The organism is Mesorhizobium sp. M4A.F.Ca.ET.090.04.2.1, assembly GCF_003999085.1.
GTDB lineage: Bacteria > Pseudomonadota > Alphaproteobacteria > Rhizobiales > Rhizobiaceae > Mesorhizobium.
The window spans coordinates 1-10,600 of sequence record NZ_RZOT01000176.1; the positions used below are offsets into that span (position 1 = coordinate 1).

Annotated in this window: 10 protein-coding genes; 2 read left to right on the top strand and 8 right to left on the bottom strand. The window is 65.9% G+C overall.

Going from position 1 to position 10,600, the window contains the following annotated elements; genetic code table 11:
- Positions 1–1,203, bottom strand: a 1,203-nt coding sequence (locus EN781_RS14495; protein WP_127400084.1) for an MFS transporter, incomplete at its 3' end; no start/stop codon positions are given.
- A 112-nt stretch (positions 1,204–1,315) separates the two neighbouring features.
- Here EN781_RS14495 and EN781_RS14500 point away from each other — a divergent pair.
- Positions 1,316–2,317, top strand: a complete 1,002-nt coding sequence (locus EN781_RS14500; RefSeq protein WP_126059006.1) for an ornithine cyclodeaminase family protein — start codon at positions 1,316–1,318, stop codon at positions 2,315–2,317.
- Positions 2,314–3,795 carry a histidine ammonia-lyase gene (hutH, locus tag EN781_RS14505; protein WP_126059005.1) on the top strand — a complete coding sequence of 494 codons (1,482 nt, stop codon included), beginning with the start codon at positions 2,314–2,316 and terminating at the stop codon, positions 3,793–3,795. The genes EN781_RS14500 and hutH overlap by 4 nt, the downstream gene beginning before the upstream one ends.
- A 75-nt stretch (positions 3,796–3,870) precedes the next feature.
- Here the strand turns inward: hutH and EN781_RS14510 are convergent, their stop codons facing one another.
- The 7 genes from EN781_RS14510 to EN781_RS14540 are packed head-to-tail and all read right to left on the bottom strand — an operon-like array spanning position 3,871 to position 10,461.
- Complete coding sequence (locus EN781_RS14510; RefSeq protein WP_126059004.1) at positions 3,871–4,938, bottom strand: ABC transporter ATP-binding protein; 1,068 nt, start codon at positions 4,936–4,938, stop codon at positions 3,871–3,873.
- On the bottom strand, positions 4,938–5,726 hold the full coding sequence (locus EN781_RS14515; RefSeq protein WP_126059003.1) for an ABC transporter permease: 789 nt from the start codon (positions 5,724–5,726) through the stop codon (positions 4,938–4,940). The genes EN781_RS14510 and EN781_RS14515 overlap by 1 nt, the downstream gene beginning before the upstream one ends.
- Positions 5,726–6,595, bottom strand: coding sequence for an ABC transporter permease (locus EN781_RS14520; protein ID WP_126059002.1), 870 nt, complete (start codon positions 6,593–6,595; stop codon positions 5,726–5,728). The genes EN781_RS14515 and EN781_RS14520 overlap by 1 nt, the downstream gene beginning before the upstream one ends.
- Positions 6,596–6,624: 29 nt before the next feature.
- Complete coding sequence (locus EN781_RS14525) at positions 6,625–7,686, bottom strand: ABC transporter substrate-binding protein (protein ID WP_126059001.1); 1,062 nt, start codon at positions 7,684–7,686, stop codon at positions 6,625–6,627.
- Positions 7,687–7,725: 39 nt separating this feature from the next.
- A complete protein-coding gene (locus tag EN781_RS14530) occupies positions 7,726–8,700 on the bottom strand; it encodes a PfkB family carbohydrate kinase (protein ID WP_126059000.1) in 975 nt (324 codons plus the stop codon).
- Positions 8,697–9,734: an ADP-ribosylglycohydrolase family protein gene (locus EN781_RS14535; protein WP_126058999.1), complete on the bottom strand. Its 1,038-nt coding sequence runs from the start codon at positions 9,732–9,734 to the stop codon at positions 8,697–8,699. The genes EN781_RS14530 and EN781_RS14535 overlap by 4 nt, the downstream gene beginning before the upstream one ends.
- 1 nt (position 9,735) lies before the next feature.
- Positions 9,736–10,461 (bottom strand): GntR family transcriptional regulator, encoded by a 726-nt coding sequence (locus EN781_RS14540; protein ID WP_126058998.1) that lies wholly within the window; start codon positions 10,459–10,461, stop codon positions 9,736–9,738.
- Between the last annotated feature and the right edge of the window lie 139 nt (positions 10,462–10,600).

Below are 10,600 nucleotides of genomic sequence, written 5' to 3' on the forward strand. Positions count from 1 at the left end.
CGCGGCGGAGATATCGGCGAAAGCCAGCGTGTTGAGCGCGGTGAACTGCATCGAACGCGCCAGGCCGGCGACCAGCATCAGCGCCACCACCAGCGCCTGCGGCGTTTCAGGCGAGATCGCCGCGCAGGCCATCACCGCGAGCGAGGCGATCAGGCCGTTGACGACCAGCACGCGACGGAAGCCGAAACGCCTCAGCGTCGGCGTCGTCACCGCCTTCATGCCGAGATTGCCGAGGAAATAGGCCAGGACGAGCAAGCCGGCATCGACCGGCCGCAAGCCGAAGCCGACCTGGAACAGCAGCGGCAGCAGGAACGGGGTGGCATTGATCGACACCCGGAAAATCGGTCCGGCCGAAAGCGTCGAGATGGCGAAGGTCAGGACCTTGAACGCCTTGAGGTCGAGCAGCGGATGCGGCGTGCGCGCGAGGTGCCGCACCGCCAGCCAGCCGATCAGCACGCCGGCGGCAATCAGCGCCACGGTCGGCAAGACGCCGTCCTCTGGATGCGCGATGCGCTCCAGCCCGTAGAGCATCGCGGCGAGCCCGAGCGAGGTGAGCACGAACCCCGGCCAGTCGAGCGGCCTGGTCTCGGCTTCGCGGTCGCCCGGAACGAAGCGGGCGACCAGCAGCAGGCCGGCCAGGCCGAGCGGGATGTTGATGAAGAAATTCCAGTGCCAGGAGAGATAGGTGGTGATGAAGCCGCCAAGCACCGGTCCGACCACCGGCGCGAACAGCGCCGGCCAGGTGATCAGCGCGGTGGCGGCGATCAGCTCCGACTTCGACGCATTGCGCAGCACCAGGATGCGGCCAACCGGCGTCATCAGCGCGCTGCCAAGCCCCTGCACTACGCGGGCGGCGACAAATTGCGAAAGGGTCTGTGAGAAGCCGCAGGCGATCGAGGCCAGGGTGAACAGGGCGATGGCGACCAGGAAGACGTTGCGCGCGCCGAAACGGTCGGCAAGCCAGCCGGACAGCGGTACGAACACGGCCATGGCCAGCATGTAAACGGTGATGCCGATGCTCATCGCCACCGCCGGCACGCCGAAGGACTGGCCCATTTGCGGCAGCGACGTCGAGATGATCGTCGAATCCAAGAGCTGCATGAAGAAGGCGACGGCGACGATCAGCGCCACGCGCCGTGCCTGGCGCGCCGGCATGGCTGTCGACGGCTGGAACACCATCGGATTGTCGGGGATACTGCTCATGACGGACCTGCTTTGAACAGCATTGGGCCAGCCTAGTCCAGTGGTTATCCAACAAACTTTTGTGGTGCCTCGCCGCCTGTTATGGGAAAGTGGGCCTAAGAGGGGAAGTGGGATGAAGCCCATCTATATCGACTATCTCAACGCTCTCGATATCGAAGCGCTGGCGATGACCGATGCCGAGATCATCGGTGCGGTCGAGGCCGGCCTTGTCGCGCAAGGCAAGGGCCAGACGGTGATCGAACCGCGCGTCCATCTTGAACCGGACCCGTCATTCCACGGCCATTTCAATGTCTTGCGCGGCTATGTGGCGCCGCTCGACGCGGCCGGCGTCAAGATCGTCGGCGACTACGTCGACAACTATCTGCACGGCCTGCCTTCGGAATTCGGCATCCTCAATTTGTTCGATCCACGCACCGGCACGCCGCGCGCCATCCTCGACGCCACCGTCATCACCGACATGCGCACCGGCGCCGTCACCGCCATCGGCGCCAAGCACCTGGCGAAGAAGACAGCCAAGGTGCTCGGCCATATTGGCGCGCGCGGCACCGCCTACTGGAACGTCCGCCTGCTCGACCATCTTTTCGACTTCGACGAGATCCGCGTCCATTCGCGCCGGCCGGAAAGCCGCGATGCTTTCGCGGCGAAACTGTCGGCCGACCTCGGCAAGAAAGTCACCGCGGTCGCCGACTGGAAAAGCTGCGTCGACGGAGCCGACATCGTCGTCGAGGCCTCGCGGCTCAACGAACCGCAGCCGCTGCTCAAGACCGAATGGATCAAGCCGGGCGCGCTGGTGGTGCCCTATGGCACGATGAGCGCGGTGGAGCTGTCCTTGACCGATATCATGGGGAAGATCGTCGTCGACGATTGGGGCCAGTGCAAGAGCGGCAAGTTCGGCTCGCTGCGCGCCCATGTCGAGACCGGGCGGCTGAGCGAGGCGACGTTGCATGCCGAACTCGGCCAGATCGCCGCCGGCCTGAAGCCTGGCCGCCAGGGCGACGACGAGACCATCCTGTTCTGGCATCGCGGCCTGTCGCTCTCAGACATCGCGCTCGGCAAGGCGATGCTGGCCAAGGCCGGCACGCAAGGCGTCGGCCAGAGGCTGCGTTTCGCATGACCCCGCTCGTCCTCACCGGCGCCGGCGTCAGCATCGAGGATGTCGCCGCTGCCGCGCGCAATGCGGCCAAGGTGGAGGTCACGCCCTCCGTCATGGAACACCTGGCCAAGGCGCGCAAAGTCCTCGATGAAGCTGCCGCCGCCGGCCAGCAGATCTACGGCCTGAACACCGGGCTCGGCGCCAATCTCGGCACCGCAGTCGAGGGCGACGCCAGCGCCTTCCAGCGCCAGCTTCTCGATGGGCGCGGCGCCGCCGTGGGTGACGCGTTGCCCATCCAGCTCGTGCGGGCAGCGATGTTTGCTCGTATCGCCATGCTTTCAGCCGGCGGCTCGGGCCTGTCGCCGCATGTGTTCAGCGCGCTGGTCGAAATGCTGAACGCGGGCGTGCATCCGGTGATGCCGGCGCTCGGCTCGATCGGCGCCGGCGACCTGGTGATGATGACGGCGATCGCCCACACGCTGATCGGCGAAGGCGACGCCGATTACCAAAGCCGGCGCATGCCTTCGGCCAAGGCGCTTATGATGGCGCGCCTCCCTCCTGTCAGCCTGGCGCCGAAGGACGGCTTGTCGCTGATCAATGCTTCGGCGGTCTCCACCGGCGCCGGCGCACTGGCACTTGTCGACGCGCTGTCTGCGATGGAACAGCAGCAGCAGGCCGGCGCGCTGACCATGGAAGCGCTCGCGGCCAACCGCACCATTCTCGATCCGCGCCTGCATGTCGCGCGGCCCGCGGCCTGCCAATTGCTGGCGGCAAGGACGCTGCGCGACCTGCTGGCGCGCGATCATGAAACGACGCAGACGAGCTTGCAGGATCCGCTGTCGATCCGCTGCATGCCCTCGATCCACGGGGCGCTGATCCAGGCGATCGATCATGCCAGGCTGGCGGTCGAGATCGAGCTCAACGCCGCCGCCGACAATCCGCTGGTGCTGGTCGAAGACGCGTTGGTGCTGTCGACCGGCAACTTTCACACCGCGTCACTCGCGCTCGCCTTCGAGACGCTTGGCCTGGCAATCGCGCAATGCGCGGGGGCTTGCGCCGCTCGCTTCATCCAGCTCACCGGCTCGGGCCGCAACAGCCTGCCCAAATACCTGTCGCCGCTCGGCGGCGCCTCCGCCGGCTTCGTGCCTCTGCAGAAGACCGTTACGGCGATCCTGGCCGCGATCCGCCATAAGGCCAACCCCGTGATGCTCGATTACCTGCCGGTCTCGGAAGGCGTGGAGGATCACGCAACGCAAACCCTTCTGGCGGTTTCGAAATGCGCCGACATGATGGTACTGTGGCGACGCCTGATCGCCATGGAACTGATGGCGGCGGCCCAAGCCGTCGACCTGCGTGAGGGGATCACGCTGGCGCCGGCAACCGCCGTCATCCACGCTTCTGTCCGCGCGCATGTCCCGGCGCTCAAGGAGGACAGGCCGCTCGGAGCCAACGCCAACGTGCTCTACGCCGCGCTCGCCGACGGCTCGTGGCGGGCCTGAAAAACAAAGAGTTGGCCGCGTTTCTTGAATCGGCGCCAGCGCGACACGCTTCAGATGACCGCCCGGCGGCGTCGATTAGCCCGCCGCGATCAGCACAGTACTGTCCGGCGACCAGCTGAGCACCACCGGCTGACCTTCAGCCAACCTTTCGGCGCCGGTGTTCTGCACGATCACCTTCAGCGTCCGGCCGTCGCGGTCGACAAAATAGGTGCTGTTGTTGCCGGCGAAGATACGCTTGGACACCTGTCCCTTGAGCGTATTGGCATTGTCCGCATCGGGCTTCGCCGCGCCGGTCGAGATCTGGATCCGCTCCGGCCGCACCGCGCAACTCGCCTTGGCGCCGGCTGCCAACGAGGGCCCTGACGAGGCATTGATCGCCGTGCCGTCGGGCAGCCGGATGCCGGTGCCGGTCGCGGCGCCGCGAAAGATGTTGGCGTCGCCGAGGAAGGTCGCGGCGAACTCGCTTTGCGGTCGGTCGTAGATCTCTTCCGGCGGCCCCTCCTGCACCAGCCTGCCGTCGCGCAGGATGCCGATGCGGTCGCTCATCGTCAGCGCCTCTTCCTGGTCGTGCGTGACGAAGATGGTGGTGATGCCGATCTCGCGCTGGATGCGCTTCAACTCGATCTGCATGTCGACGCGCAGCGCCTTGTCGAGCGCGCCGAGCGGCTCGTCGAGCAACAGCACGCGCGGCTTGGTGACGATGGCGCGCGCCAACGCCACGCGCTGGCGCTGGCCGCCGGAAAGCTGGTGCGGCCGGCGGGCACCCAGCTTGCCAAGTTGGACGAGGTCGAGTGCCCGCTGCACCTCGGCGGCGATCGTCGCCTTGGCCTCGCCGCGCACCGACAAGCCGAAGGCGACATTGTCGGCGACGCTCATATTGGGAAACAGCGCATAGTTCTGGAACACCATGCCGATGCGACGCTTCTCGACCGGCACGCGCCCGACGCTCTCGCCGCCGATGGCGATGCGGCCGCTGTCCGGAAAATCGAAGCCGGCGATCTGGCGCAATAGGGTGGTCTTGCCGCTGCCGGACGGCCCGAGCAGTGCGTAGAAGCCGCCGTCGGCGAAATCGATCGAGACGTCATCCAGCGCCTTGTGCGCGCCGAAACTGCGCGAGACGTTCGCTACCTGGACGCCTGCCATTATTTCTCTCCGCCGAATTTGAAGAAGCGCGCCGTGAGCAGCATCAGCGCCATCGACACCACGATGATGATCGTCGACACCGCGTTGATCTCGGGCGTGAAGCCTTTGCGGATCGCCGCATAGATCTCGACCGGCAGCGTCGTCTGGCCTGGGGTCGACAGGAAGTACGAGACCACGAACTGGTCAAACGAAACGGCGAAAGCGAACAGACCGCCGGCGATGACGCCGGGCATGATCCAGGGCAACGTGACGCGGTTCGTCACCTGCCACTGGTTGGCGCCGAGCGAGCGCGCCGCCTCCTCCAGCTCCGGCGCGAAGGTCTGCAACCGGGCCGAGACAACGACGATCACATAAGGCAGCGCCAGCGCGACATGGCCGAGCAGGATGGCTACCAGCCCGCGGCCGATGCCGATGCCGAAGAAGAAGATCAGCATCGCCGTGCCTGTGATCAGCCACGGAATGGCGATCGGCGGGAAGAGCAGCGCCTGCAGGGCCTTCTTACCCGGGAATTCGTAGCGGTAGAGCGCCAGCGAGGCGGCCGAGCCGAGCACGGTCGAGATGATGGTGGTGATGACCGCGATCTCGATGCTGTTCCAGGTCGCCGCGATCAGCTGGTCGTTCTGCCAGAGCGAGGCGTACCAGTCCGTCGTCCACTCGAGTGGCAATTGGTAGAAGGGCGAGGCGTTGAACGACATCAGCGCCATGATGATGATCGGCAAATAGAGGAAGGCGAGCAGCAGGACGATGTAGAACCGCCCTAGCCATTCGAGGATGCGCGTCGTCGCCATCAGGCGGCCCTCCGCAACACTGGCGAGGCCACCGCCAGGATCACCAGCACGACGGCAAGCAGGATGAACGAGAGAGCGGCGCCCAGCGGCCAGTTGAAGACGGCGACGAACTGGTCCTCGATGACGGTGCCGTAGAAAGTGCCGGTGCGGCCGCCGAGAATACGCGGCTCCATGAAGGAGCCGACGACCGGCACGAAAATCAGCGCCGCCCCCGCGATCAGGCCCGGCATCGACAGCGGTATGATGACGCGCCAAAGAACCTGCCGCCGCGAGGCGCCGAGCGAGCGGCCGGCCTCGATCAGCGAATCGTCGATCGCCTGCAGCGTCAGGTAGCAGGTCAGCACCATGTAGGGCACGTAGGAGTGCACCAGGCCGATGATCACGGCCGGGTAGGAATACATGAGATCGATGTTGATCTTGAACGGCAGCACGGCGTTGAGTGCCGTGTCGAGGATGCCGCCCTCGCGCAGCACCATCGCCCAGGAGAAGATGCGCACCAGCCCGTTCGACCAGAACGGCAGGATGACGAGCAGGAAGATCGCCTCCCGGCTGCGTCCCTTCAGCACCTTGGCCAGCACATAGGCCGCCGGATAGCCGATCACCACGCACCAAAGGGTGACCTCGAGGCCGAGCCGCAGCGAGGCAAGCAGAAGCGTCAGATAAAGGCTCTGCGAGAAGAAGGCCGCGTAGTTGTCGAGCGTGAACGCCCATTCCTTCCCGGCCAGCGGCAGGTCGGTCATGAAGGAGAAGAAGACCATGGCCGACAGCGGCAGGAAGATCGCCACCGTCAGCCACAGATAGGCCGGCAGGAGAAGCGGCAGGGCCGGCCTCAGTCCGCGCCGCGAACCGATCGCATGCTGGTCAGCCATGGATGCCTCTCCTCCGCGAAAGACGCCGACTACTTCACGTTGACCTTCAGCTCCTGCCAGAGCGCCAGGTACTTCTCGCGCTGCTCGTCGGTGACCGGCGCCTGGAACTGGATGCGCTTGGCGACGTCCGGATCGCCCATGACCTTGCGGTTGAAGGCATCCTCGGGCAGCGCCTCGACCGCTTTGGTGTTGGCCGATACCGGCGCGCCGACCTTGGTGACCCATTCGACGTAGAATTTCGGGTCGATCATGTAGTTGATGAAGGCTTCGGCGCCCTCGACATTCTTGGAGCCTGCCGGGATCGAGAAGGCATCGAGCCAGGCGACGGCGCCTTCCTGCGGGATAACCAGCGAGACCGGCAGCTTGAAATGCGTCTTGGCGCGATCGGCCGAGCCGCTCCAGTAGGTGCCGATGTCGATCTGGTTGGAGGCGACCATCTGGTTCCAGTCGTTCTCCGAGCTCCAGAACGTCTTGATCTGCGGCATCAGCGAGGTGAGCTTCGCCTTGACCGCTTCCATGTCCTTGATGTCGTTGATGTTCTGGCCACTGGCGATGGCGCCGAACTGCACCGCCTCGACGGCGTCATCACGGATGATGACGCGGCCCTTATGCGCCGGATCCCACATTTCGGCGATGCTCGTCGGCGGCTTGGGGAACGACTTCTCGTTGATCGCTAAGGCGGTCAGCCCCCAGACCCACGGCACGCCATAGACCTTGCCGTCATGGTTGAGCATCGGTGAGCCGGCCTTGTCCTTGCTGATGTCGGCGTAGTTGGCAAGCTTCGAGACGTCGATCGGCTGGATCAGCTTGCCGGCCATCGCCTGATCGTTGAAGGCGGCATTGATCATGACGACGTCGTAAAGGCCGGGATTGGTCCTGAGCTTGGTCAGCATCTCCTGTTCGGAGTTGAAGAAGTCGTTGACCACCTTGTTGCCGGTCGCCTTCTCGAAGGCGGCGATCGCCCATGGCTCGTCGGCGCCGTAACCCTTCCAGTTGAGCACATGCACTTCACCGGCATTGGCGGCAAGCGTGAATGCTGAAGCGAAGACGGCCGTGGCCGTCAAAAAAGCGGTCAGTCTGGGCATGCGCATGTTTCTTTCCTCTCATTGTTTGCCCGGTTGGCGGGCTTGTTAAGTTGTGGCCTGTCGTTCCCGGTCCTGCGCGATCGCCGCTTGAACGCGCCGGGCAAGGAATTCCTGGGTTTCGGCGTCGGTCGGCGCCGACGATCCGCCATGGCGGGTAACGGAAATCGCTGCCGCCGCATTGGCATAGCGCGCTGCCTCGCATGGCGGCATGTCGCGCGACAGGCCGCTGACGAAGGCGCCGATATGAGCATCGCCGGCGCCGTTGGTGTCGACGGCGGCGACCTCGAAACCGGGTATGGCGCGCGTACCGCCATCGGCCAGCCGCACTAGGCAGCCTTGCGCGCCGTCGCGGATGACGACGCCTGCCGCTTTCCGGCAATGGTCGGCGAGCAGCCGGATGGCTGCAGTCTGCGCGTCGCCCGAACCTGCGATCGCGGCCGCCTCGCTGGTGTTGCAGCTCAGCCAGGTCGTGCGCGCCAGCACCCTGTCCAGGATCGGGCGCGGAATCTCGGCTATCACCGGCGTTGGATCGAAGACGAAGGGGACTTCCGCCGGCAGCGCCTCGATCCAGTCGGCGAGCGCGTCGCGGCTGCCGGGATAGCTCAGCGTGTAGCCGGAGGTAAAAACCCAATCACCGGCTTGGACTTGGACGGAAGCCATCATGTCGCGCGTGAGCCGGCTCTCGGCGCCCGGCCAGGAGACGAAGGTGCGCTCGGCGTCGCCGCTGATCATGGCAACGCAATTGCCGCTGTCCATCAACGGCGACGGCGGCGTCAGCGTCGAGATGCCTTCGGCGGCAAAAGCCGCGCGCAGGAAATCGCCGTCCGGCCCGGTACCGAGCTGACCGCCGAACACCACCCTCATGCCGGTGCGCCTCGCCGCGACCATCATGTTGAAGCCGCCACCGGCGACCCGCGCGTAGCTCGACGCGGTCTTTTCCGTGCCGGGCGCCGGCAAGGCGTCGATGCGGTAGACATAGTCCACCACGGCGCTGCCGACATGGACCAGCCGTCCACTCATGCTGCAGCCTCCTTGCCGGAGCGGATCTTTGCCTCGCGTGCCGCGATGAGATCGTCTGCCAGCGCGCGAACCGCGGCGAGATCGATGCCGTGCAATTTGGCAATGCGATCCTGCGGCAGGCGCGACAGGCCGGCAGAGGCACCTGCCATGCTGGCGGCAATGGCGCCGATCGTGTCGGTGTCGCCTCCGAGATTGGCGCTGATGACAGCCGCTCGCCACGGATCGCCTTCGGCGACCTCCAGCACGGCGAACGCCGCCGGAACCGATTCCTGGCTGGCGACGCCGGTGCCGACCAGATCGACGATCAGCCGGATCGCCTCTTTCTCGGCCTTGCCGCGCACAAGGTCCTGCGCCCAGGCGATCCGCGCGGCGATGTCGCCGCCGGTGACCCAATGCCCGAGCGTTGCCCCCAACCGTGCCGCCGTCACGGCGCGCTCGGAAGCCGCGCGCCAGTCGGCGCCCGAGACTCCGCCGCTGACCGCCAAAGCGACCGCGGCGGCCGAAGCTATGGCAATCGAGGTATTGTGCGTGGCCCGGCAGGTTTCCGCGACCTTCGCAACCAGCGTGTCGAGTGGCTCCGGCGGCATCATGATGCCAACTGGCGCGATGCGCATGGCCGCGCCGTTGGTGTCGCCGCCGCTGCCGGCCTCCTCGGGCGGCACGCCGTCATTGATGGCGTCGATGGCGCGCTTGGTCGACGGGCCGAGCAAGTCGTAGCTGCCGCGTGCCTTGACCCCGCGCTCCCAGTCGAGCAGCGCATTGACCCAGCGCGTGTGGTCGAAACGGTCGCCGGACCCGACCAGGATGCGGCCAAGCAGCAGCGCCTGTTCCGTGTCGTCGGTGATCGTGCCGGCTTCAAGGCCCTTCGACACCGGATGATCGTCGACGGGCGCGACGAAGTCGTCGACATGGCCATAGAGTTCGGCGATGCGGCCGGGCGACAGAAGCTGCGTCGGCATGCCCAGCGCGTCGCCAAGCGCGCCGCCGATCAGCGCGCCCATTGCCCGGTCGATCACCCCGGCCGCATCCGTCATCTCAAAACTCCAGATGAAGGGCGAAATGCGCCGGGTTGAGCAGGCTAGTGACGAATTCGATCGGTCGACCATCGGCGGCGCGAGTCAGGCGCCGCGTCCGCAGGAAGGGCGTGCCCGGCGCGCAGTCGAGGATGGCGGCATCGGCGGCGCTCAGCATCTCGATGTCGACCCACTCCTCGCCATGGTCGGGAACGAGCCCTGCTCCGCGCAGCGTCTGGTGCAGCGAGCCTTCGCGCAGGCCGCGCAGCGGCACGTCTTCCAGTTCGGGCGACAGCGGCAGGCGGCTACGCTCGATCGAGATCGCATGGCCGTCATTTGCATTCGTGCGGACGCGATCGACAGCGATGAAAGCTGGATTGTCGACGCCAAGCTTCGCCGCAAGCTCCGCGTCCTCGATGACTTCGAGCCGCAGCGTGCGCGTCTCGGCATTGGCGCCCGCATTGGCAAGCGCGCGCGACCAGCCGACGGCATCATCGACCGGCATGCCGTCAAAGGTGACGAAGGAACCGATGCCGACCCTGGTGGTGATCAGGCCGCGACTCGACAATTCCTCGAGACCTTTTCGGACCGTGTTGCGGCTGACGGAGAAGCGCTGGACGAGTTCGTTCTCGCTCTGCAGACGGTCGCCGAAGCCGAGCACGCCGGAGCGGATTTCGTGCTCCAAAACCGTCGCGATCTGCTCCGGCTTGCCGGTGCCGGGAGTGAGCTGCGTCGCGCGACGGGCCATATCAATACCTGTTCATTGAACCTGTATAATCCTGTTCAATAATGCATTTGAAAGGCGGCGTCAACGGTCGAGTTCGGCGCATGCAGGCGCCGCCGTTGCGGCCAGCCCCCGTCACTATACGGGGAGAAGTGCCCGGCAG

Coding starts and splice junctions, on each gene's coding strand:
- EN781_RS14500 (WP_126059006.1), top strand. CDS start 1,316: ATGAAGCCCATCTATATCGACTATCTCAACGCTCTCGATATCGAAGCG.
- hutH (WP_126059005.1), top strand. CDS start 2,314: ATGACCCCGCTCGTCCTCACCGGCGCCGGCGTCAGCATCGAGGATGTC.
- EN781_RS14510 (WP_126059004.1), bottom strand. CDS start 4,938: ATGGCAGGCGTCCAGGTAGCGAACGTCTCGCGCAGTTTCGGCGCGCAC.
- EN781_RS14515 (WP_126059003.1), bottom strand. CDS start 5,726: ATGGCGACGACGCGCATCCTCGAATGGCTAGGGCGGTTCTACATCGTC.
- EN781_RS14520 (WP_126059002.1), bottom strand. CDS start 6,595: ATGGCTGACCAGCATGCGATCGGTTCGCGGCGCGGACTGAGGCCGGCC.
- EN781_RS14525 (WP_126059001.1), bottom strand. CDS start 7,686: ATGCGCATGCCCAGACTGACCGCTTTTTTGACGGCCACGGCCGTCTTC.
- EN781_RS14530 (WP_126059000.1), bottom strand. CDS start 8,700: ATGAGTGGACGGCTGGTCCATGTCGGCAGCGCCGTGGTGGACTATGTC.
- EN781_RS14535 (WP_126058999.1), bottom strand. CDS start 9,734: ATGACGGATGCGGCCGGGGTGATCGACCGGGCAATGGGCGCGCTGATC.
- EN781_RS14540 (WP_126058998.1), bottom strand. CDS start 10,461: ATGGCCCGTCGCGCGACGCAGCTCACTCCCGGCACCGGCAAGCCGGAG.